This is a genomic window from Haloflavibacter putidus (assembly GCF_006546625.1).
Taxonomy (GTDB): domain Bacteria; phylum Bacteroidota; class Bacteroidia; order Flavobacteriales; family Flavobacteriaceae; genus Mesonia; species Mesonia putida.
Window position 1 is genome coordinate 20,114 of record NZ_VIAR01000007.1, and the last position, 22,864, is coordinate 42,977.

The 22,864-nt window shown below is 35.3% G+C and carries 18 protein-coding genes; 14 read left to right on the forward strand and 4 right to left on the reverse strand.

Annotation, left to right across the window (positions count from 1 at the left end; translation table 11 throughout):
• Positions 1-3: 3 nt before the first annotated feature.
• Positions 4-486, forward strand: coding sequence for a DUF1573 domain-containing protein (locus FKR84_RS08160; RefSeq protein WP_141421809.1), 483 nt, complete (start codon positions 4-6; stop codon positions 484-486).
• Positions 487-490: 4 nt separating this feature from the next.
• A complete protein-coding gene (gene yajC / locus FKR84_RS08165) occupies positions 491-787 on the forward strand; it encodes a preprotein translocase subunit YajC (protein ID WP_141421810.1) in 297 nt (98 codons plus the stop codon).
• Between the two features lie 267 nt (positions 788-1,054).
• Here yajC and FKR84_RS08170 read toward each other — a convergent pair whose 3' ends face one another.
• Positions 1,055-1,651 (reverse strand): YdeI/OmpD-associated family protein, encoded by a 597-nt coding sequence (locus FKR84_RS08170; protein ID WP_141421811.1) that lies wholly within the window; start codon positions 1,649-1,651, stop codon positions 1,055-1,057.
• A gap of 169 nt (positions 1,652-1,820) precedes the next feature.
• On the reverse strand, positions 1,821-3,062 hold the full coding sequence (gene pepT, locus FKR84_RS08175; RefSeq protein ID WP_141421812.1) for a peptidase T: 1,242 nt from the start codon (positions 3,060-3,062) through the stop codon (positions 1,821-1,823).
• A 178-nt stretch (positions 3,063-3,240) separates the two neighbouring features.
• Between pepT and FKR84_RS08180 the strand changes: the two genes are divergently transcribed.
• Together FKR84_RS08180 and FKR84_RS08185 are read left to right on the forward strand one after the other, a co-directional pair.
• Complete coding sequence (locus FKR84_RS08180) at positions 3,241-4,263, forward strand: quinone-dependent dihydroorotate dehydrogenase (protein ID WP_141421813.1); 1,023 nt, start codon at positions 3,241-3,243, stop codon at positions 4,261-4,263.
• Positions 4,263-4,880: a LysE family translocator gene (locus tag FKR84_RS08185; protein ID WP_141421814.1), complete on the forward strand. Its 618-nt coding sequence runs from the start codon at positions 4,263-4,265 to the stop codon at positions 4,878-4,880. Before FKR84_RS08180 ends, FKR84_RS08185 begins: the two co-directional genes overlap by 1 nt.
• Positions 4,881-5,715: 835 nt before the next feature.
• On the opposite strand, the gene FKR84_RS08190 is transcribed toward FKR84_RS08185, so the two are convergent.
• A complete protein-coding gene (locus FKR84_RS08190; RefSeq protein ID WP_141421815.1) occupies positions 5,716-6,573 on the reverse strand; it encodes a response regulator transcription factor in 858 nt (285 codons plus the stop codon).
• Positions 6,574-6,795: 222 nt separating this feature from the next.
• Between FKR84_RS08190 and FKR84_RS08195 the strand changes: the two genes are divergently transcribed.
• From FKR84_RS08195 to guaB, 7 genes are all read left to right on the forward strand, one after another.
• A complete protein-coding gene (locus FKR84_RS08195) occupies positions 6,796-7,659 on the forward strand; it encodes a hydroxymethylglutaryl-CoA lyase (protein WP_141421816.1) in 864 nt (287 codons plus the stop codon).
• Positions 7,660-7,668: 9 nt separating this feature from the next.
• Positions 7,669-9,495, forward strand: coding sequence for a tetratricopeptide repeat-containing sensor histidine kinase (locus FKR84_RS08200; protein ID WP_141421817.1), 1,827 nt, complete (start codon positions 7,669-7,671; stop codon positions 9,493-9,495).
• A 244-nt stretch (positions 9,496-9,739) separates the two neighbouring features.
• On the forward strand, positions 9,740-10,954 hold the full coding sequence (locus tag FKR84_RS08205) for a DUF4856 domain-containing protein (RefSeq protein ID WP_141421818.1): 1,215 nt from the start codon (positions 9,740-9,742) through the stop codon (positions 10,952-10,954).
• Between the two features lie 122 nt (positions 10,955-11,076).
• A complete protein-coding gene (locus FKR84_RS08210; protein WP_141421819.1) occupies positions 11,077-12,195 on the forward strand; it encodes an imelysin family protein in 1,119 nt (372 codons plus the stop codon).
• A 17-nt stretch (positions 12,196-12,212) separates the two neighbouring features.
• Complete coding sequence (locus FKR84_RS08215; RefSeq protein WP_141421820.1) at positions 12,213-13,577, forward strand: HTTM domain-containing protein; 1,365 nt, start codon at positions 12,213-12,215, stop codon at positions 13,575-13,577.
• Entirely contained in the window at positions 13,558-15,996 is a 2,439-nt protein-coding gene (locus FKR84_RS08220; protein WP_141421910.1) for a TonB-dependent receptor domain-containing protein, read from the forward strand. The genes FKR84_RS08215 and FKR84_RS08220 overlap by 20 nt, the downstream gene beginning before the upstream one ends.
• A gap of 149 nt (positions 15,997-16,145) precedes the next feature.
• Positions 16,146-17,618, forward strand: a complete 1,473-nt coding sequence (gene guaB, locus FKR84_RS08225; protein WP_141421821.1) for an IMP dehydrogenase — start codon at positions 16,146-16,148, stop codon at positions 17,616-17,618.
• A 248-nt stretch (positions 17,619-17,866) separates the two neighbouring features.
• Here the strand turns inward: guaB and FKR84_RS08230 are convergent, their stop codons facing one another.
• Positions 17,867-18,328, reverse strand: coding sequence for an SRPBCC family protein (locus tag FKR84_RS08230; RefSeq protein ID WP_141421822.1), 462 nt, complete (start codon positions 18,326-18,328; stop codon positions 17,867-17,869).
• A 337-nt stretch (positions 18,329-18,665) separates the two neighbouring features.
• On the opposite strand from FKR84_RS08230, the gene FKR84_RS08235 reads away from it, so the two are divergent.
• Genes FKR84_RS08235 through FKR84_RS08245 form a run of 3 tightly spaced genes read left to right on the forward strand, consistent with a single transcriptional unit; the run spans position 18,666 to position 22,861 of the window.
• A complete protein-coding gene (locus tag FKR84_RS08235) occupies positions 18,666-20,600 on the forward strand; it encodes a peptidylprolyl isomerase (protein ID WP_141421823.1) in 1,935 nt (644 codons plus the stop codon).
• Positions 20,590-21,441 (forward strand): peptidyl-prolyl cis-trans isomerase, encoded by an 852-nt coding sequence (locus FKR84_RS08240; protein WP_141421824.1) that lies wholly within the window; start codon positions 20,590-20,592, stop codon positions 21,439-21,441. The genes FKR84_RS08235 and FKR84_RS08240 overlap by 11 nt, the downstream gene beginning before the upstream one ends.
• Entirely contained in the window at positions 21,425-22,861 is a 1,437-nt protein-coding gene (locus FKR84_RS08245) for a peptidylprolyl isomerase (protein ID WP_317129111.1), read from the forward strand. The genes FKR84_RS08240 and FKR84_RS08245 overlap by 17 nt, the downstream gene beginning before the upstream one ends.
• Positions 22,862-22,864: the final 3 nt, after the last annotated feature.

A 22,864-nucleotide genomic window follows, 5' to 3' on the forward strand; every position in this document is an offset into this window, starting at 1 on the left:
AAAATGAAAAAAGGATTTTTAATGTTAGCAGCTGCGGCCGCTATGGTTTTTACTTCATGTAAAGAAAACAGCGCTTCCGATAAAATGAAGGAAGAAAATCAAAAAGAAGTTGCAGAAAACAGCAACGATAACGCAGAGAAATATGCAGAACTTTCTTTTGAGAAGGAAATGCACGATTTTGGTACAATTAACGAAGGCGACGTGGTAGAACACAGTTTTAAATTTACCAATACAGGAAACGAGCCTTTGGTAATTACCAACGCAAAAGGAAGCTGTGGTTGTACAGTGCCTAATCCGCCAAAAGACCCAATTGCACCGGGAGAAGAAGGAGAAATGATGGTGAAGTTTGATTCTAGAGGTAAACCTAACAACCAAATGAAAACAGTTAGAATTACCGCCAATACCAAAACCGGGCAAGAAATGATTAAGATAAAAGCATTTGTAACGCCAAAAGCTAAGGCAGCAAGCGGAAACCCAGTAAAATAAGTCTATGAACGATTTGATGAGTTTTCTACCTTTTTTGGCAATCTTTGCCGTGTTCTATCTTTTTATGATACGACCACAGATGAAGCGTCAAAAACAAGAAAAAAGTTTTGCCAGCGAGTTAAAAAAAGGCGATAAGGTAGTTACTAAAAGCGGTATGCACGGTAAAATAATCGATTTTAGCGAAAAGCTAAATGCGGTTATCTTAGAAACCGGCGCCGGTAAAATAACATTTGATAAATCGTCTATTTCTATGGAACTTTCCAAAAACGTGAACGAACCTAAGAAAGACGATAAAAAATAAAATCTTTACGGATTTTAAAAAGAAAAAAGGTCAGTTTTTACTGACCTTTTTTTATTATTGAAGGCATGCAAGGGACTAAAGTCCCTTGTAATACTCTCTTTGCATTTGTTTAATACTGCAGAAATAATAACAAGTTGAAAACAAACTTGCATTGTAAACAATATCTTGTAGGGGACCTTTGAAGAATAATTTCATACCAATTTTCCTGTAATAGTGATAGTTATCTAAAAACTTGTAAGTCTTTTTTACAGGCGGTTTAGAATTTTTTTATTTCTTCTTATACTTATCGTGTAAGCCTTTACCGGCCATAATTAAAGGAATGCTTTTTTCTAAACGCCGCGCTTTGGTTTTTTCTTGCTTAGCCGAATTTATGTGCTCTATATATTCTCGCTGACGACCAGGTGTTAACGCTTTAAAATGAGTTTCTAATTCGGGGTTTTCTTTAAATTGCTGTTTAACTATTTCTGGCAAAGAATGGCTTTTTTTACTGGTTTTAACCGGTTTTTTAATGCCTTTTTCTTGCAACGCTATTGCTTCTTCTATATATTTTTTCAGTTCATTTAGAGGTAAAGAGTCTTTTGCTGTAAATCTAATTTGTCGCAAAGCCTTTGTTTTCCCTTCCTGTGCGTTATGCAATAAAGCGGTGTTGTGCGATAAGGATGCACCGATAAAAAACCAAAGTGCATAGTGTTCTTTAAACGCTCCTAAGCCTACTACATTTTTATTATTAAGCGTATAAACAGGCGCTCCCCATTTTATGCATTCGGTTAGGATGGTTTGCTTTAATAATTCTCTTAGTTTTTCTAATTGGGTTTGCCATTTTGAATGTTTCTCTAAGTATTCTTCTACTTTTTTTACTGCCATTGGTTGTAATTTTAAAGTTTTGCGGCAAGGATTGTAGCGGTAGCTTGGTACGCTAAAAAACCTATTAAAAAACCCGCTGCCGCAAAGCGACTTTAGAAGCTCTTGCGGTAGCAGGTTTTTTGGTTTTTTGAGTGCCAACTACAAGCGGAAAGCCTGGCTGCCGCCCAAATTATTTATATTTTTTTGCAGTTAGCTCGGCTATTTTTACAATTACCTGCGTTGCTTTTACCATACTTTCTGCTGCCACAAACTCGTATCTACCGTGAAAATTATGGCCGCCGGCAAAAATATTGGGGCAGGGCAAGCCCATAAATGAAAGTTGGGAGCCGTCTGTACCGCCGCGAATGGGCTTAATTATAGGTTTTATGTTCAGCTCTTTCATGGCTTCTTCGGCAATGTCTACAATGTGCATTACCGGTTCTACCTTTTCGCGCATATTAAAATACTGGTCTTTTATTTCTATTTCAATTGCTTCTTCGCCGCGTTGTTTATTGATTTCTTTGGCTAAATCTCGCATCATCTCTTTTCTGGCTTCAAAATGCTCTTTATCGTGGTCGCGAATAATGTACTGAAGTTTGGTTTCTTCTACCTTTCCGTTTATTTGGGTAAGATGGAAAAATCCTTGTCGGCCGTCAGTATGCTCGGGCGTTTCCAGTTTTGGTAAAGAGTTTATAAATTCTTGCGCAATATACTGGCTGTTTACCATTTTGCCTTTGGCAGAACCGGGGTGCACAATTTTACCTTTTACTTTTACCGTGGCGCCGGCGGCGTTAAAGTTTTCGTACTCCAATTCGCCTACGCGGCTGCCATCCATCGTGTACGCCCATTCTGCGCCAAATTTTTCTACGTCAAATTTGTGTGCGCCGCGACCAATTTCTTCGTCGGGGGTAAATCCTATTTTTATGGGGCCGTGTTTTATTTCGGGATGTGCTAAAAGGTATTTAACCGCACTCATAATTTCGGTAATCCCAGCTTTATCATCAGCACCTAAAAGTGTTGTGCCGTCCGTGGTAATTAAAGTTTGGCCTTTATACAGTAAAAGATCTTCAAAATAATCTGGCGATAAAATAATGTTTTGCTCTTGGTTTAAAACAATGTCTTTACCGTCATAATTTTCGGTAATTTGTGGTTTTATATCTTTTCCGGTGAAGTCTGGTGAGGTATCAAAATGCGAAATAAAACCTATGGCCGGCACTTTGTGTTCTACGTTAGACGGCAAAGTTGCCATCACGTAAGCGTGTTTGTCTATGCTTACCTCTTCTAAGCCCATTTCGCGGAGTTCTTGTTCTAATTTTTTGGCCATATCCCATTGTTTTTCGGTGCTGGGCGTGGCGTTAGAATTTGGGTCGCTTTCAGAATCTATGGTTACATAACTTACAAAGCGGTCTATAATTTCTTGTTTATTGATCATTTTAAACTAATTTTTCTCAAAAATAAGCAAAGCAATAACAGTTGACAACAGTTTGTGAAAAAGCTTATTTCTTTAACATAATTTCAAAAAACGAACTAAAAAACGCCAAACTTTTATATTGGAGTCACACTTTTACATATCTTATAAATGTTTATTTTTGTGTAAACACAACCCAATCATGTATACTTCCTTTTTGCGCCCGTTACTTTTTAAATTTGATCCTGAAAAAGTGCACCATTTTAGTTTTTCTGCTTTAAGAAAAGCTTTTAAATTTCCCTTTACGGAAAGATTAGTCCGAAAAAAATATGCGCTAAATAATAAAGCTTTAGAACGGGAAGTTTTTGGTTTGCAATTTAAAAATCCGGTTGGTTTGGCTGCCGGTTTTGATAAAGATGCCAAACTATATAAAGAGTTGGAGGCGTTGGGCTTTGGGTTTATAGAAATTGGCACTTTAACACCAAAAGGCCAAGAAGGAAATCCCAAAAAACGTTTATTCCGATTAAAAGAAGATAAGGCAATTATAAACCGAATGGGTTTTAATAACGATGGCGTAGCAGCAGCGGTAAAACGCTTAAAAGCGAATAACGGGAAAGTGCTTATTGGCGGCAATATTGGCAAAAACAAAGTTACGCCCAACGAAGAAGCGGTAAACGATTATATTTTTTGTTTTAATGCTTTGTTTGCCTATGTAGATTATTTTGTGGTAAATGTAAGTTCTCCCAACACGCCAAATTTACGGGCGTTGCAAGATAAAGAACCTTTAAAGAAAATACTTTTTGCTTTGCAGGAAATCAATGACCAGCAGGAAAAAAGCAAGCCTATTTTGCTAAAAATAGCCCCAGATTTAACCAATCAGCAATTATTAGATATTATAGAAATTGTTACCGAAACCAAAATTGCCGGTGTAATTGCTACAAACACCACGATTTCTCGTGAAGGTTTGCAGTCTGCTAATAAGAAAGAAACCGGCGGTTTAAGCGGTAAACCTTTAACCAATCGCTCTACGGAAGTAATTAGATTTTTGGTAGAAAAAAGCAACAACAGCTTTCCTATTATTGGTGTTGGCGGAATACATTCTGCCCAAGATGCTTTAGAAAAATTAGATGCCGGCGCCAGTTTGGTACAATTATATACCGGCTTTGTGTACGAAGGTCCCACTTTGATAAAAACAATTAACCAAGCAATTTTAGCGCGAAATTAATGACAGAAATCTTAATTTCTTTTATGATTGCTACGGCGGCATTGGCTATTTCGCCGGGACCAGATAATATTTTTGTGTTAGCGCAAAGTATTGTCTATGGCAAGAAAAAAGGTTTGGCCATTGTTGCCGGTTTGATGACGGGTTGTTTGGTACACACCAGTTTGGTAGCGTTTGGTGTTTCGGTTATTCTAAAAGAAAATCAACAGGTTTTTTGGGCAATAAAAATTTTGGGTGCCGTTTATTTGCTGTATTTAGCCTATCGCGTTTACCAAAGCGATGCTGAAATTCAGTTTTCCGTAAAGAATGAAAAAGGTAGTAAATCTTATGGAAAGTTATTTAGAATAGGATTTTTAATGAATGTTTTAAACCCAAAAGTTACGTTATTCTTTTTGGCTTTGCTACCACAATTTTTGTTTTCTCCTACTATTGCCGTTTTATGGCAATTTTACATCTTAGGTTTTTTGTTTATTGTGGTTTCTTTTATTGTTTTTGGTGCAATAGCTGTGTTTGCAGGTCAACTTGCCAAGAAAATAAGAAATTATCCCCGAGCGGGTTGGTATCTAAAATGGTTACAAATAATTGTATTTGTGGGTATTGCTCTGTTTATACTAGTCTAGAAAATATTTACATAAACTTAGTGGAGAAATTAAATTATTTCAGGTATCTTCTATGGTATAACAAGTGTTTCAGTAAAAATTTTTTGTTTCTGAATAGATTTGAAGGTTAATTCGCTTTCTACTGTATATGGGAGTGTAACGTGAAAAATAAAGAGTAAAGAAAGTGTGCAATGTTCTTTGAAACTCAAAATTTTTATTTCTTAGTTTTTTTAAATTTCAACGCAAACTAAAAATTCTCAAGGCTTTACGCAATGGGCTTTTTGTACATATACAGTTTTTTTAATAGTTACTTTTAAGCGTCTTTTTTTGCGTAATATTTGTGCTCTTGTGATGATTTTGGGCTGCGGTAGGACGGAGTTGTTTTGTTTTTTTGTTACCGCTGCAGAAAATATGCTTGTAGTATTTTGCGTATAAGGCAATGAGGTTTCATCTTTTTTTACTTGTGTAAAATAAAACCTATTTGATTCTTTCCAGTTTTCTATCTTAAAACTCTGCAAATAAGAAACTCCTATAATGCAAATTAGAAAAGCAAAAAAAAGAACACCTATCACACTAGTGAAAGGTGTTTTTAGAAGTAGTTTTACTTTATTTGAACGTATAAATAACAAAAATCAGCGATATTTTTATTTGGCTTAGTTTGGTTTTCCCTAAGGAAAAACCCTTTGGTTTCTTCTAAGTGATGCAATCTATTAAAGCTTAAGCGTTTATAAAATACCCTGAAAAAGGTATATTAGCAGCGTTTTATTTTTAAATGGTGATGGTTTTTGCCAAAGCAATTTCGGCTAACGGATACAGTTAGTAATAACTTTTTCTTTAGAGAATTACACTTAGTTTTTTAAATACTTATTAAACCTTCCGCCAAGCAAATACTAACCAAATGCGTGGAGTTTTGGCAATCTACTTTACGTAACATATTTTTTTTATGCGTATGTACAGTGTGTTTAGAAATATGTAAAGATTCTGCAATTTGCTTTACATTTTTTCCAATTGCTAATTCTTTTACAATATCTAACTCTCTTTTAGTAAATAAATTACTTAGATTTTTAGTCTGTTTTAAATGCTTGCCATCTAAATCTCTAACACTGCTCTTTACATTATAGTAAGACGGTCCGCCATTTATGTTTATAAAGGAGACATCGTTAGAGTTTTTTAGGTATAGATGCGAAATGTCACTATGAATGCTAAATACGTGTACAAAACGGCCTTCTTCGCCCATCGAAAGAACACTTGCTTGATGAAGCATAAGCCTTTTTGTTCCCTCATAAGTTTTACATTTGTAGGTATAACAAATTTTATAATCAAGTTGTTCTTCTGGCTTTAAAAAGTTTAAAAAAAAGCTCTGTATTATTTGTTCTTTTTTCTGAACGGCATCTATTTCTTCTGGTAACACCAAGGCCAATAATTTTTCTAAATTGACTTGTGAAGGTTCCTCTCCGGTAAAATCTTTTACGCTATCGGATATGAATTCTAATTCTAACGTATGAAAATTGGCAATGTAATAATAAGAGTTTCCGGGAGCCATCAAACCGGCCATACGTTTAAAGTATTCTGGGGTTTTATACTTTCTGGATTTCGAAATCTTTTCGCTATACGTAGATTTCCAATATTCTTTTACTTTATAGAAAGAATCTGCCATTGTTAATTTTAATGAATAATAATCTATTTGGCTAAAATAGTAAATTAACCGTATCAATTAGTGTATTTTTTTATAAAATTAGTTGCTTGTAGTTATTGTTATTACTAAAAATTTAAATACTGGTGCAATAGCGCTTAGGTATATTAGCCATTCTTTACTTTTTAATAATTATATTTTTTATTTTTATTAGGTCTCTGCATTGCTTTTTCTAATTTTTGAAGTTTAAAAATAGTCTAAACCATTTTTATTTTTACCAATCGAAACTGTATCTTTGGCCCTATGGATAAAATCAAGTTTATAGAATGTCCAAGAGATGCTATGCAAGGCATCAAAGACTTTATTCCAACTCAAAAAAAGATTGAATATATACAAGCGCTTTTGCGTTGTGGTTTTGATACGATAGATTTTGGGAGTTTTGTTTCGCCAAAGGCAATTCCACAAATGAAAGACACTAAAGAAGTCTTGGCAGGTTTAGATTTATCTGCTACCAAAAGTGAGCTTTTAGCAATTGTAGCAAATTTACGTGGGGCACAAGATGCGGTAAAACATCCTGAGATAGATTACTTGGGTTACCCTTTTTCGATTTCCGAAAATTTCCAGATGCGCAATACGCATAAAACTATTGCAGAGTCGGTAGAGATTTTACAGCAAATTATAGATTTAGCGCATAAACACAATAAAAAAGTAGTAGCTTATTTGTCTATGGGTTTTGGCAATCCGTACGGCGATCCTTGGAATGTAGACATAGTGGGAGAGTGGACAGAGAAACTGGCGAAAATGGGTGTAGAAATTTTATCGCTCTCCGATACGGTTGGCGGTTCTGATGCTGAAACTATTTCTTATTTGTTTTCCAATTTGATTCCGCAATATCCAGAGGTAGAATTTGGCGCACATCTACACACTACCCCAAGCGCTTGGCACGAAAAAATAGATGCAGCCTATAAAGCAGGTTGTAAAAGGTTTGATGGTGCTATACAGGGTTTTGGCGGTTGCCCAATGGCAAAGGATGAACTTACCGGCAATATGCCAACAGAGAAAATGCTAAGTTATTTTAATCAGACCAAGGCCGAAACCACAATAAAAATGACCAGTTTTGAAGCCGCATATAACGAAGCTTCTAAGATTTTTAATGCTTACCATTAATTGTTGTATATGGTTATTGAGGCTAAGTTTTGGGTTAAATTTGCTGTAATTAGCTTTTTTCTTTTTCAAAACCTTCAAATTTGGTGTCAAGCAAAAGACTCTAGTTTTTACTATGTAGCCAAGTCCACCAAGCTTTATAAAGAGAGTCCGCAAAAAGCCTTGGTTTACCTTCAGAAGGCAGAAGAACTCTTAAAGCAATATCCCAATGATAGTTTGGAAGCAATGACCTTAAAAAATTACGCTGCCATTTATTATGTAAAGGGTCAATATGCCAAATCGTTTAAATTTTCTGAAAAAGCTTTAGAAAAGTTTCGGGTTATTGACGATTTATATAATATTAGTCTTGCATATAATGGTTTGGGTTTGGTACAGCAAGCTCTAGGTAGGCACGGGCAGGCTATAGATTATTTTATTCAGGCCCAAAATGTGCAACCGGAAGAAAAGGCTGTTTTTTCTTTAAATCTTGGTATCTCTTATTTTTATTTAAACGATTTTGAAAATGCAAAAACGCATTATTTAAAAGCCCAAGAAAATATTACAGACAAAGCCAATCATATCTACATTAATACGTTAAGCAGATTGGCGCAACTAGAATATAAAGCGGGTAATTTTTGGAAAGCCGAAAAGGAATATTTGGCTGTTTTAAAAGATACAAACACAACCAATTGGGAAAAAGCTTTTGTTTCTTTTGGTTTAGCCGAAGTTTATTTGGCGCAAGAAAAATTAGATTCAGCAATAGAATACGCCAGTAAAGCAAAAGAGTTGTCAGCTTCTATGCAAGCTACATGGGATTTAAAGCGCAGTACAGAAATATTGGCAAGAGCGCAGAGAAAAAAAGGTAATTTTGTAGAAGCTTTTGAGAATTTGGACCAGTATATCCAGCTCAAAGATTCTTTGTTCAATAAAGAGCAAGCAGAAATTGTAGGTTTGCTGCAGTTAAATTTGAAAGAAAGCGAAAATAAGCTGTTGCAGCAAAAAAATGAATTGGCACAAGAACAATTGCACTTTAAAAACATAGTAATATTTTTTGGAGTCATCTTGTTTGGTACCGTGTTGGTTTTTTTATATAAATACAGAAAAATCAGTAAAGAAAGAGAAGGATTAATTGCAGAACTAAGCTCGAAAAACGATAAATTAAGCGCAATAGACAGCAACCGAAATAAATTATTCTCAATTGTTTCTCACGATGTACGCTCTCCCATAGCTTCTATGACGCAATTAATGGATGAAGCCATACTGACTAACTTATCGGCAGAGGAAAGGGAAGAAACCTTTAAATTAATGCGATTGCAATTGAACGAAACCTCCAGAATGTTAAACAATCTTTTGGTTTGGGCCAACAATCAGATTAAAGGCAAAATAGAGCCACAAATGAAAAAGATAGATGTAGTGCAAGAGATGCAAGCTATTCTAAAGGTTTATCAAATACCCATAAATTATAAAAACATTCATCTTAAGCATAACATTCCGGTTACGCCCGTTACTATAAAAGCAGATGTGGCGCAACTGCACGTTGTGTTTCATAATTTACTTAGTAATGCTTTAAAATACACCTCAAAAAACAAAGCTACCATAGTTGATTATGCGGTAGAAAACAACAAAGTAATTATAGCAATAAGTAACGAGGGTAGCGTGATTACCCAAGAAACAAAAAAGATTATTTTAGCGAAAGAACAAGATTTTGCGGTAGAATTAGCTGTTAATGACGAATCCGGATTCGGACTCGGTTTTCAATTGGTTAGAAAATACCTGGCAATAAATAATGCCGAGATTAAAATTGAAGGCATTGCCAATTATGGCACTGTCGTAAAATTAATTTTTGATCAAGCAGAATAGCAGTTAAAATGCAGACCAAACTTCCTGCTGCGTAAAAACAACGTTAAATTCCGTAAAGCGTGCTTATTAAACTACCGGTTAAGTAAGTTAATTCTAAAAGAATAGAAATTTCAACTGAGTCATTTCCGTAAAAAAGTTAATCTTATTTAAAATAAATAAAAATAAAGTTTGGTTGTGGGAAACATATCTTTTAAATTTGCCGCCAGAAATCAAACTATTTTTACTAAATCTAAATAAGACAAAAATGAAAAAATTTCTATTCCCTATTATATGTTTTGCCAGCGTACTGGTTTCATGTTCTAGCGACGACGATAATGTAATAGAGCCGGAAGGGGGCAATCCGGTAGACGTACCGGAAAACTATAGCTTTGAAAGAGACGGAGCTTCTACAGTAAGTTATGATGGACAAATTACCAGAATTGCAATGGCAAAAGAATTAAAATCTGCTTTTAGTAATTTTGATGCGCTTACAGAAAATCGCTTACCCAATATGTTTTCTAATGAAAATAATCCTTTTGATGCAGCAGAATTAAATAATTCTTCAAAAAGCATAAAAAGCAAGGTGGCAGCTTCTAAAGATTATTTTAATACTAATACTTCAGAATCTGCGGCTATAAAAGCAGAGTTTGAATCTTGGATGCAAGGACAATATAACGATGTTTTTGCCAATAGAAATACACAAGCTACTGCTGGAGTTGCAGGGCAAATTGCAGATGGTAGTAAAACCAGATATATTAGCGGTAAAGGTCTAGAATACAATCAAATGTATGCAAAGAGCTTAATGGGAGCATTATTGGCAGACCAAATGCTTAATAATTACTTATCTCCAGCAGTTTTAGATGAAGGAGACAATAGAGTAAATAACGATACAGATGTAACCGAAGAAGGAAAAAACTACACGACAATGGAGCATAAGTGGGATGAGGCTTACGGTTATTTATACGGAGACAGCAGCGTACCTACCGAAAATCCAATGAGTGTTTTAGAAAATAACGACGATAGTTTTCTATTCCATTATTTGGCTAAAGTAGCTGCAGACGATGATTTCTCTAGCATTGCGCAAGAAACTTTTGATGCCTTTAAAAAAGGAAGAGCAGCTATTGCTCAAAATAATTATGAAGTACGTGATGCACAAGCCAATATTATAAAAGAGAATATTTCTCTTATCTTTGCGGTTAGAGCTATACATTATTTTCAGGGAGGAAAAGAAGCTATAGCAAATACCCAAATGGGGTCTGCTTTTCACCAACTTTCTGAAGGTATAGGCTTTATGTACAGCATACGTTTTTCTAAAAATCCTGCTACCGGACAACCCTATATGAGCGCAGCAGAATTAGATACTTATAAAAACGAGTTGTTAGAAGGTAATGGTTTTTGGTCTGTATCTGGAGAAAAATTAGATGAGATCTCACAAGCCATTGCAGACGCTTACGGAATTACCGTAAATCAAGTAGATTAACAATTTTTTTTATCGCTTTAAGTAAATAAAAATTAAACTGTCTCAATAATTTGGTAAATAAGCCTTTCGCCGGAAATTACTCAAGGAAATATTATTGAGACAGTTACCTAAATTCAGAACCTATGAAGAAGTTTATTTTGTTATTTTTCACCTTAAGTTTTTTGCTGGTTTCCTGTAAAGATGATGATTCTAGTACAGATACCAATCAAGATTCATTTGATAGGGGAGCAATGCTTACCCATTGGGCAGATAATATAATTATTCCTTCGTATGCTAATTTTGCAAATTCTGCTGCTGTTTTTCGTACATCTGCAGAGGTGTTTTTAGAAAACCCTAGCGTAAGCAATTTAGAGAATCTACGAGAAGATTATAAAGCGGCTTATATAGATTTTCAAAGCGTTTCCATGTTTGAAATTGGCCCGGCAGAAACCATTGGTTTTCGCGGATTTATGAATACATATCCAACCAATGCAACTGCAATTGAAAATATAATACAGAGTTTTGAAACGCCAAACCTAGAATTGCCTTCCAGCAGAGATGCGCAAGGATTTCCGGCAACAGATTATCTTTTGTACGGCATTGCAGATAGCGATGCTGCTATAGTAGATAAATACCTAAATGGCGACCAAGCTACGTCTTACAAAACCTATTTAGACAAGGTTAGTAAACGCATAAAAGATTTAAGCGCTTTAGTGTTGAACGATTGGAATGATGCTTATAGAGACGATTTTGTAAGTAACACAAGTTCATCTTCAACCGGTTCTGTAGATAGGCTGGCAAACGATTTTATTATTCATTTTGAAAAATATATACGCAGTGCTAAAGTAGGAATACCGGCAGGTGTTTTTTCCGGAAACAAAGAACCACAAACGGTAGAATCTTATTACAATCCTACTTTATCTAAAAGCCTGCTTAAAGAAGCACTACTTGCCAGTAAAGATTTCTTTATAGGAAAATCTTTTGGACAGAATACCAATGGTCCTAGTTTTAAAGATTATTTAGATTATATGGATGCGATAAAGGAAACCGAGTCTCTTTCAGATTTAATCTTAAATAAATACCAAGAGAATGAAAATAGGGTAGAAGAATTGCAAGATAATTTATTGTCAGAAGTGCAAAATAATAATACTAAGATGTTAGACACTTACGACAGCTTGCAAGAAAATGTAATATTGCTAAAAATAGATATGCTGCAAGCTTTATCTATTAGTGTAGATTATGTAGATACAGATGGCGATTAACTTTTAAAAGAACGAAGATGTTCGCTGCTGTTCATAATTATTCCAAAAAAAATACGAGTGCTGCCCCCTTGGCAGTATTTCGTATTTTTTTTGGAATAATGATGAGTGTAAGCATTGTAAGGTTTTGGTTAAACGGTTGGATAGACAAACTATACATTCAACCAAAATTTTTCTTTTCTTATTATAATTTCGAATGGGTAAAACCTTTGGGCGTTTATACCTATTTACTTTTTATAATTTGTGGCCTTTCTGCTTTGGCTGTAGCTATCGGCTATCGGTATAGATGGGCTATCTTGATTTTCTTTCTGAGTTTTACTTATATAGAGTTAATGGACAAAACAACCTATTTAAACCATTACTATTTTATAAGTATCCTCAGTTTTTTAATGTTGTTTTTACCTGCTTCCGCACACTTTTCGGTAGATGCGTATAAAAATCCGCGTAAAGCATACCAGAAAATACCATTGTGGTGCATACATAGTATTCAGTTATTAATGGCTATTGTATATTTTTACGCAGGTTTGGCAAAAATAAATTCCGATTGGCTTTTGGAAGCAATGCCGTTAAAAATTTGGTTGCCGTCCAAATACGATATTCCGTTCTTGGGAGATTTACTGCAACAAACCTGGATGCATTATACCTTTAGTTGGGCGGGAATGTTGTATGATTTGTCCATTCCGTTTTTGCTTTTATACCGTCCCACAAGAAAATTTGCCTTTGCTATAGTTGTAATCTTTCATGTGCTAACCAGAATTTTATTTCCCATTGGTATGTTTCCGTTTATAATGATAGTTAGCGCAACCATTTTCTTTGACAGTAAAGTGCATAAAAACATATTGATAAAAATTAGCGCTATACTAAAAGTGCCTTATTCTGCAATGCAAAATGCTAAGGTTTTTAGCTATTCAGCAACTAAGAAAAAAATCATATTACCTGTAATTGGATTATTTTTTATTATTCAATTGCTTTTTCCTTGGCGGTATTTGACCTATCCAAATGAGTTGTTTTGGACAGAAGAAGGCTTTAGATTTTCTTGGCGTGTAATGCTTATGGAAAAAGCCGGTTATGCCCAATTTAAAATTGTAAACGGAGAAACCGGAAAAACTTTTTATGTAGATAACACCGATTTTTTAAGCAGTTTTCAGGAAAAACAAATGTCTTTTCAACCAGACTTTATATTAGAATATGCACATTTTTTAGGCAAGCATTTTGCAAGCCAAGGGCACGAAAACTTAGAGGTTTATGTAGAAAGCTATGTTGCCTTAAACGGTCGTAAAAGCCAGCCTTATATAAATCCTGATATTAATTTACTAGAGGTAAAAGATTCTTTTTTACCTAAAACTTTTATACTTCCTTTTTATGATGAAATTAAAGGACTTTAAGTTAAGTCTAATCTTAACTATTGTTAGTGTGTTTAGTCTTAGCGCGCAATACACATTTTCCGGTAAGGTAACTTCTGCCAATACGGGTAAAGCCATTGCAAATGCCGAAGTTTTTAATACTTCTTCTGGCGTTGTAAAGAAAACCAATGCTAAAGGTGAATTCTCTTTTTCTAATTTAGAAAAGGCACAATATACTTTTGTGGTATTTGCAGGAGAATTTCAGTTTCACGAGACGCATGTTGTTTTAGAGCGCGATACCTTTAAGAATATAGAATTAGAGCCACTCTCCGAAGAACTTTCGGAAGTTGTGCTCATACATAGAAAAGAACGTGTTTTTGCTTTACGGAAATTACGCCCGGTAGAAGGCACTTCTATTTATGCCGGTAAAAAAACAGAAGTTATATTACTAGATAAAGTCAGCGGTAATCTGGCCGCAAACAACGCGCGCCAAATATACAGTCAAGTGGTTGGTTTAAATATTTATGATAATGGCGATGCCGGTTTGCAACTCAATATTGGCGGCAGGGGTTTAGACCCAAATAGAACCCAAAACTTTAATACCCGCCAAAACGGTTATGACATCTCTGCAGATGTTTTGGGTTATCCAGAAAGTTATTATACGCCGCCACCGGAAGCTTTAGAAGAAATTCAGGTAATTCGCGGAGCCGCATCTTTACAATACGGAACGCAATTTGGCGGCTTAATCAATTTTAAGTTTAAAAAGCCAAATCCGTATAAAAAAATAGAGTTGGTTTCTAGACAGAGCACCGGTTCTAATCAATTATTTACCAGTTTTAATAGTTTGAGTGGTACTGTAGGAAAGTTTAGTTATTATACTTATTACCATTACAAAACCGGAAATGGTTTTAGACCAAATTCCGAATTTGACGCGCATAACTTTTTTACCCATTTAGGTTATCAATTTACAGATAATACTAAAGTTACAGTAGAATATACTTTCTTAGATTATTTAGCCCAGCAACCAGGCGGCTTAACAGATGCACAATTTTATGAAAATCCAGATGTTAGCAACAGAGAACGTAATTGGTTTGAAGTAAATTGGAATTTATTTTCGGCCAAATTAGAACACGCCTTTAGCGAGAAAACAGATTTTAGTCTTAACCTTTTCGGACTTTACGCTTCTAGAAAAGCATTAGGCTATAGAGACAATCGGGTTTCTAGCGTAGACGATGAAACCCAGCCAAGGGAATTGTTGGTAGACGATTTTCAAAACTGGGGAGCAGAAGCTAAATTCCTCACAAAATATAATTTGGGTCAGCAAGAATCTGTTTTTTTAATTGGCAGCAAATATTACCAAGCACACAATTCGCAACAACAAGGCCCGGGTTCTGCGGGAAAAGATGCCAACTTTGATTTTCAAGTAGAGCAATTTCCCAATTATGGGCGGCAAGCACAGTTTACCTTTCCCAATAAAAACCTAGCTTTTTTTAGTGAAAATATTTTTCAAATAAGCGATGATTTTTCCTTAACTCCGGGAGTACGTGTAGAGTTTATCGATACAGAAAGTAGAGGTAGTTATAAAAATATTGTTACAGATATTGCCGGTAATGTTTTGGTTAACGAAAGCTTAGAAGACAACAGAGATTTAGAACGCTCTTTTGTTTTGTTAGGCTTGGGCGCCAGCTATCACTTAACTTCCGAAATAGAAGTTTTAGCTAACTTTTCGCAAAACTACAGATCGGTTACTTTTAATGACATTCGGGTGGTAAATCCGGTTTTTGTAATAGACCCAAGCATTAAAGACGAAGAAGGCTTTACCGCAGATGTAGGAATTAGAGGCAAATTGAATAATCAACTTAATTACGAATTTGGTGTATTCGGTTTGCAATACAAAGACAGAATTGGCGAAATCTTGCAAAATCAAGGAAGAATTGTACGCTATAAATCAAATATTGGCGACGCGTTTATTTACGGAATAGAAACTTTTCTAGAATACGATTTGGAAAAAGCCTTCTTAAAAAACGAAAAAACCAAATGGACGGTTTTTAGCAATTTTACCTATACCAACTCAGAGTACACAGCCTCCCAACAAACCAATGTAGAAGGGAACGAAGTAGAATTTATACCAAAATACAACCTAAAAGCCGGTATGCGCTTTGGTTATAAAAATTTTATGGGCGGTTTGCAATACTCTTATTTGTCTAAACAATTTACAGATGCCACCAACGCGCCGCAAGTAAAAACCGATTCGCAAAGAGGCATAGAAGGGGAGATTCCTGCTTATGGCGTGTTAGATCTTTCGCTCTCTTATACTTATAGACGCTTTAAATTAGAAACCGGTATCAACAATTTGTTAGATAACAGCTATTTTACGCGAAGAGCAACGGGATATCCCGGTCCCGGTATTATTCCCGCTCAACCCTTAAATTGGTATGCTACTTTACAGTTTAAAATTTAATAGCAGTAAAAAATGTTCAAACACGAAAAATAGTGCGGGTTTTTAAATGACTGAAATTATTGTTACGGATTTATTCAGAAAAAAATCCGCAAATTATTCATAGCTAAGCATAAACCCGTATCTTTGCATGCAATTAAACCTTAATTGCCATGACTGCACACAACAACAAAATAGTAGGAGAAGGTCTTACCTATGACGATGTTTTATTAGTTCCTGCCTTTTCCGAAGTTCTACCCAGAGACGTAGATACCTCCACACAATTTTCTAAAAATATTCGAATAAACGTTCCAATTGTTTCCGCCGCGATGGATACGGTAACCGAATCTCGTATGGCAATAGCTATGGCGCGAGAAGGTGGTATTGGCGTGCTACATAAAAATATGAGCATAGACCAACAAGCGCAAAAAGTGCGAAAGGTAAAACGTGCCGAAAGCGGCATGATTATAGATCCGGTAACTTTGCTTATTTCGGCAACGGTAAAAGATGCCAAAGCACAAATGCGCGAGCATAGCATTGGCGGGATTCCAATTATAAACGACGAGCAAGAACTTATAGGTATTGTTACCAATAGAGATTTGCGTTTCGAAAAAAATAACCACCGACCAATAAAAGAGGTCATGACTTCGCAAAATTTAATTACCGTAGCAGAAGGCACATCTTTGGCAGATGCCGAAGAAGTTTTGCAAGAACATAAAATTGAAAAATTACCGGTAGTAAACAAGCAAAACAAATTGGTTGGTCTTATTACCTTTCGCGATATTACTAAACTCACCCAAAAACCCTTGGCCAATAAAGATAAATATGGCAGGTTACGCGTAGCTGCTGCAATTGGTGTTACGCCAGATGCTGTAGAACGTGCAGAAGCTTTGGTAAAAGCCGGTGTAGATGCCGTAATTATAGATACAGCACACGGGCATACCAAAGGTGTGGTAGAAGTATTAAAAAAGGTAAAACCTGCCTTTCCTAACCTAGATGTTATTGTAGGAAACATAGCAACTGCAGAAGCTGCCAAATACTTGGTTACCGCCGGCGCAGACGGGATAAAAGTGGGTATTGGCCCGGGTTCAATTTGCACAACTCGTGTGGTTGCTGGCGTTGGCGTGCCACAATTCTCTGCCGTTTTAGAGGTGGCAGAAGCAATTAAAGACAGCGGCGTTCCTGTTATTGCAGATGGTGGCATTCGGTATACGGGAGATATTCCTAAAGCAATTGCTGCCGGAGCAGATTGCGTGATGCTTGGCTCTTTGTTGGCCGGCACCAAAGAATCTCCCGGAGAAACAATTATCTACGAAGGTAGGAAATACAAATCTTACCGTGGTATGGGCTCCGTAGAAGCTATGCAAAAAGGTTCTAAAGATCGTTATTTTCAAGATGTAGAAGACGATATTAAAAAATTGGTACCAGAAGGCATCGTGGGTCGTTTGCCGTATAAAGGCGAATTGGTAGAAAGCATGAACCAGTTTATTGGCGGTTTACGTGCCGGAATGGGATATTGTGGCGCTAAAAATATAGAAAAGCTAAAATCTGAAGCTAAATTTGTAAAAATTACTTCCGCCGGCGTTTTCGAAAGTCATCCCCACGATGTAACCATCACCAAAGAAGCACCTAATTATTCTAGATAAGAATAGATTATAAACCATAAAAAAGGAAATACTACAACTAATTATATTTTGGGTATTTCCTTTTTATGTTTTCAGGAAACATAAAAAGGTCGGGCTATCACTACTCGCTTTGCTTTTTTTACCAAAAAAGCAAGAGCTCAAACAGACCGTTCTATCCCTAATACGGGGATTTTAGGAAATTAAATATCTGAAATATAAACTTTTGGGATTTTTTTCGGTGAGAAAAATCGATAAGTTGAAAAATATAGTTAAACTTCTTTTTCCAAAACACTTTTCCCTTCTTCGGCGAAAGCCTTAAAATCGTTCATATATTTTAAAGATTGCTTTTTAAATACTTTTGGCATAAAAAAAGCCAGTACGCGCAAACCGAAACTGGAGAATTTAAATTCCGTTTCGCTTCTCCAAGTAGTTGTATTGTCTTGGTTGTCTATAAAATAATTTTTTTGAATATTGTGTACGCCTTGCGTATCGTAAGTGGCATGAAATTCTTCCGGCATTTTTCGGGTAATTACGGTTTCTACCATTTCCATTTCTCGCTTGTTTATCTCGTAAGAAAGTTTGGTTTTAGAACCTTCTTGCCCCGAAGCGCCACTAATGGGAACAATCTTCTTTAATCCTTTTTGCCAATGTTTTAAATTGTCAAGATTATCCATTTTTTCAATAAAAACCTCGCGGGGTACATTTATGGTAATTTGTAGCGTATAGTTCATTTTTTTTAAGCTATTGTTTTCGCTAAGATACTCATTTGCTATTAACCCGAAAAAAACCAAATTTCTGAATTTTCAGATAACAGTAGAATGTAGTTAGGATTGGGTAGATAGACTCGTTTTAAGGATAACCTTTTAAAATTTATTGCCTAAAGCATACAGCTTACATTGTACAGTTTCTATTATCTTATTTCTTTCCAACTCCTTTCTCCGACCTGTTTTACTTCCGTAAAGAACCCCTAATTTATTTACGCCAAAACTTCAGAAATTTTAGGCATAAATAATAACTTGTATAAACCTGCGTTTTTCTTATTTTTGAGCGCATTAATCTGTATTTATTATGAATAAAAAAATTGTATGGCCTTTTGTTTTTTTTATTGCTTTTCTAAGCTACGCGCAAAACGATAAAAAAGTTTTACTTACCATAGATGGCCAGCCGGTTTACCAAGAAGAATTTAAGCGGGTTTTTAGTAAAAATCTAGATTTGGTAGAAGACTCGACACAAAACGATTTAAACAATTATTTAAAGCTTTTTATAGATTATAAGTTAAAGGTTTTAGAAGCAGAGGCTCAGGGTTTAGATACGGTTTCTTCTTTTGTGGGAGAGTACAATATCTACAAAAGACAGTTGGCAGATAAATATATGCGCAATAGCAAAATAACCGAAAAACTTTTAAAAGAGGCTTATGTGCGTTTGCAAAAAGAGGTAAACGCGAGTCATATTTTAATAAATGTAAGTCCGGGTGCAAAACCTGCAGATACCTTAAAAGCTTATAATAAATTGCAAAAAGCGCGCAAAGAGATTGAGAGCGGCAAGCCTTTTGAAAGCGTGGCAAAAAGATATTCTGAAGATCCTTCTGTAGAGAAAAATAACGGAAAATTAGGTTGGTTTAGTGTGTTTCAAATGGTTTATCCTTTTGAGAACGCTGCATACGAAACTCCTGCAGGCCAATTGTCTAAACCTGTACGCAGTAAATTTGGATACCACTTAGTAAAGGTAAATGCTAAGCGCGATAATTTGGGCAGTGTAGAAGTGGCACATATTATGCTTGAAGATAGTTCTGAAAAAGGTGGAGTAAAGAAGAGCCAAATAGAAGAGATTTATAATAAACTGCAAGAGGGGGCAGATTTTCATAACTTAGCTAAACAATTTAGCGACGATAAAAATACGGCTATCAATGGTGGTCGAATTCGGCCATTTACGCGAGGCGCTTTAAATTCTGAAGTTTTTGAAGGAAAAGCTTTTACCTTATCAAAAAAAGGTGATTTTTCTAAGCCTTTTAAAACCCAGTATGGTTGGCATATTGTTAAATTGCTTAATAAAACCGAGATTGGTTCTTTGGAAGATGAAGAGAAAAAGCTAAGTTTTAAAATTAAAAACGATAGCAGGTCGCAACTAATTAATGAAAAGTTGGTAGAGAAAATTAGGCAAACCTATAGCGTGCAAGAAAATGCTAAAGCATTGCAATACTTCCAAAATAATGTAGGAGAAGAATTGATGCGTGGTAACTATAAAGCCAATTTAAAACAACTACCAAAAAAACAGATTATTGCAATAAAAAGCACGGAGAGAGATTATACAGATTTTGCCAAATATATAGAAGCAAGGCAAAAGCGGCTTAACCCGCAAGCAACAAAAAATGTAGTTTTAGAAAATTGGTTAACCGATTTTAAAAATGCGTTTCTTATAGAGTACCATAAAAAAAACTTAGCTAAAACCAATCCGGAATATGCTAATATTATAGAAGAATATCGCAATGGTTTGTTGTTGTTTGATTTGATGGAAAAAAATGTTTGGAAAGCGGCTAAAAAAGATAGTATAGCACTTAAAAAATATTACAAGAAACATAAAAATAATTATGTAGTTCCAAAGCAAATAGATGCTATTGTGGCAACCGCTAATTCTGAAAAAACGGCTAAAGCTTTACGGAGAGCATTAAAAAAAGAAGAAGATATAGAGGAACTAACGGAGACTTATCCGTCGGTGATTTTTAAAAGTGGAGAATTTCAAGAAAATTCTAGCGTTTTACCCCAGAACTTTAAAGCTAAAAAGGGCGTATCTAAAATTTATACGAAAAACGGAAATTATGTAGTGGTGAAGGTTAAAGCAATTATCCCCGAGAAGCAAGAGAATTTTGAAGAGGCAAAAGGCCAAGTAATAACTGCTTATCAAAATAAATTAGAAAAAGAATTTTTAGAAAGTTTGCGTAAAAAGCATTCCGTAAAGGTAAATCAAGAAGTGTTTAAAAATTTAAAAGAAAACTTTGCGCGATAAGGTCTTCTATATATTATTGGTGTTTGTGCTTTCTGGCTGTGAGTGGTTTCAAAAAAAAGAAATAGGCGAACCCATTGCGCGAGTAAACGAGACTTTTTTATATAAGGAAGATCTTGAGGGTTTAATACCTGAAAACCTATCTAAAGAAGATAGCTTGTTACGCGTTAATAATTATATTAGACGTTGGGCAACAGAACAGGTTTTTATGAGCCAAGCCAAAATAAATTTGCCCAAGCAGCAACAAGAAGAGTTTGAAGATTTGGTACAAGCTTACCGAAAAGAATTATTTATAGAGGCCTATAAAGATATTGTTATAAATCAGCAAATAGATACTGCGGTAAATCCGTTAGATATAGAAAAATACTACCAAAGCAATAGAGCCAATTTTAAACTAAATCAAAAATTGGTAAAATTGCGATATTTATATGTTGATCAAGATTTTCCTGATTTAAAAGAATTAAAAGAGCGTTTAGACCGTTTTGATACAGATGATAAACAATACTTAGAAAACCAGACTTTATCTTATAAAGCTGCAGCTTTAAACGATTCGGTTTGGGTAACGGCTAGAAGTATTTACGAAGAAATTAAGCCTTTAAAAGATACCGTAAACGAACTTTTATTGAAAAAAGGAAAATTTTTGCAACTAAACGATTCTACAAATGTCTACTTAGTTAAAGTGAAAGATGTACTTTTGCGAAATGAAGAAGCGCCTCTAGAATATGTAAAACCAACCATAAAACAAATATTGCTAAACCGCAGAAAATTAGAATTGTCTAAAAAATTAGAAAAAGAAATAACAGAAGATGCACTTAAACACGAGAGATTTGAAATTTATAACTAAACTCCTATGCAGCCTGCCTTTATTGGTATTTGCTTTAAACCTTAACGCACAAGATTTAAAAGACAGTACTTTGGTGGTTACTGAAAAGGTTCCGGAAACGGCAATTGCCAAAATAGATAGTACCAAAGCATTTAAGCGTTTTAAAGCAGATGGCGTAGCCGCTGTGGTGGGAGATTATCTTATTTTAGAAAGCGATATTACCAAAATGCGTGAAGACATGAAAAATCAAGGAATGTCCTCGCAAGATATTACAGATTGCCAATTGGCCGGTAGGTTATTAGAAAATAAACTGTACGCTCACAAAGCAGAACAGGATACTACTATTATTGTTCCTGCGCCGCGCTTAAACAGTATGGTAGATCAACAGCTTTCTAGAATGGAGCAGCAAATTGGCAGCAAACAAAAGTTGCTTGATTTTTACCGAAAAGAAAGCATGGCAGATTTACGTAAAGAATTATATACCATAAATAAAGAGCGTGAACTGGCTACTAATATGCAGGACAGAATTATAGAAGACGTAGAAGTTACCCCCGAAGAAGTGCGTACTTTTTTTGAGGAAATTCCCGAAGATAAGCGTCCAAAGTTTGGCGATGAAGTAGAGATAGCTCAATTGGTAATCAAACCGAAAATACCAAAAGAAGAAAAACAAAAGGTTATCGATCAGCTTAACGAAATTAGAGACGATATCTTAGAAAACGGAGCAAGTTTTGCCACCAAAGCGGTTTTATATTCGCAAGACGGTACAAGTACTCGCGGCGGACAAATGACAATTACAAGAGAAGACCCGCTAGATAAAACCTTTAAGCAAATTGCGTTTAGCTTGCGCGAAGGAGAAATAAGCAAACCTTTTAAGTCTGATTTTGGTTACCATATTGTGAAATTAGATAAAATGCGCGGACAGCAATTAGATATTCGTCATATCATATTAATGCCCGAGGTGACAGATGAGACTGTAAAAGCTGCCAAAAAGAGAATTGATAGCATTCGCATAGAAATTACTAACAATAACATTAGTTTTGATGAAGCTGCACGTAAATTTTCTGAAGAAGAAGAAACCCGCGGAGATGGTGGTAAACTTATAAACCCGAGTACGGGAGATACACGTTTTGAACTTACCAAAGTAGATCCAATAATCTACGACCAAGTAGTAAATCTGGAAGAAGGGCAAGTAAGTTTGGTATTGTCTGACCAAACCAGAACTGGAAGAAAATTCTTTAAAATAATAACGGTTACCAATCGCTATCCGGAGCATATTGCCAATTATTCGCAAGATTATTCTAAGATTAAAGAATTAGCTTTGCGCGAAAAGCAATACGAAGCTATACAAAAATGGCAAACAGAAACCATTGCAGAAACTTACATTAAGATAAACGGAAAGTATAGAGAATGCGATTTTAATAGTAATTGGCAAAAAATGTAAACT

What these genes read in the sequence shown, in the direction of transcription:
- FKR84_RS08160 (WP_141421809.1), top strand. Translation starts at nt 4, where the DNA reads ATGAAAAAAGGATTTTTAATGTTAGCAGCTGCGGCCGCTATGGTTTTT.
- yajC (WP_141421810.1), top strand. Translation starts at nt 491, where the DNA reads ATGAACGATTTGATGAGTTTTCTACCTTTTTTGGCAATCTTTGCCGTG.
- FKR84_RS08170 (WP_141421811.1), bottom strand. Translation starts at nt 1,651, where the DNA reads ATGGCAGTAAAAAAAGTAGAAGAATACTTAGAGAAACATTCAAAATGG.
- pepT (WP_141421812.1), bottom strand. Translation starts at nt 3,062, where the DNA reads ATGATCAATAAACAAGAAATTATAGACCGCTTTGTAAGTTATGTAACC.
- FKR84_RS08180 (WP_141421813.1), top strand. Translation starts at nt 3,241, where the DNA reads ATGTATACTTCCTTTTTGCGCCCGTTACTTTTTAAATTTGATCCTGAA.
- FKR84_RS08185 (WP_141421814.1), top strand. Translation starts at nt 4,263, where the DNA reads ATGACAGAAATCTTAATTTCTTTTATGATTGCTACGGCGGCATTGGCT.
- FKR84_RS08195 (WP_141421816.1), top strand. Translation starts at nt 6,796, where the DNA reads ATGGATAAAATCAAGTTTATAGAATGTCCAAGAGATGCTATGCAAGGC.
- FKR84_RS08200 (WP_141421817.1), top strand. Translation starts at nt 7,669, where the DNA reads ATGGTTATTGAGGCTAAGTTTTGGGTTAAATTTGCTGTAATTAGCTTT.
- FKR84_RS08205 (WP_141421818.1), top strand. Translation starts at nt 9,740, where the DNA reads ATGAAAAAATTTCTATTCCCTATTATATGTTTTGCCAGCGTACTGGTT.
- FKR84_RS08210 (WP_141421819.1), top strand. Translation starts at nt 11,077, where the DNA reads ATGAAGAAGTTTATTTTGTTATTTTTCACCTTAAGTTTTTTGCTGGTT.
- FKR84_RS08215 (WP_141421820.1), top strand. Translation starts at nt 12,213, where the DNA reads ATGTTCGCTGCTGTTCATAATTATTCCAAAAAAAATACGAGTGCTGCC.
- FKR84_RS08220 (WP_141421910.1), top strand. Translation starts at nt 13,558, where the DNA reads ATGAAATTAAAGGACTTTAAGTTAAGTCTAATCTTAACTATTGTTAGT.
- guaB (WP_141421821.1), top strand. Translation starts at nt 16,146, where the DNA reads ATGACTGCACACAACAACAAAATAGTAGGAGAAGGTCTTACCTATGAC.
- FKR84_RS08230 (WP_141421822.1), bottom strand. Translation starts at nt 18,328, where the DNA reads ATGAACTATACGCTACAAATTACCATAAATGTACCCCGCGAGGTTTTT.
- FKR84_RS08235 (WP_141421823.1), top strand. Translation starts at nt 18,666, where the DNA reads ATGAATAAAAAAATTGTATGGCCTTTTGTTTTTTTTATTGCTTTTCTA.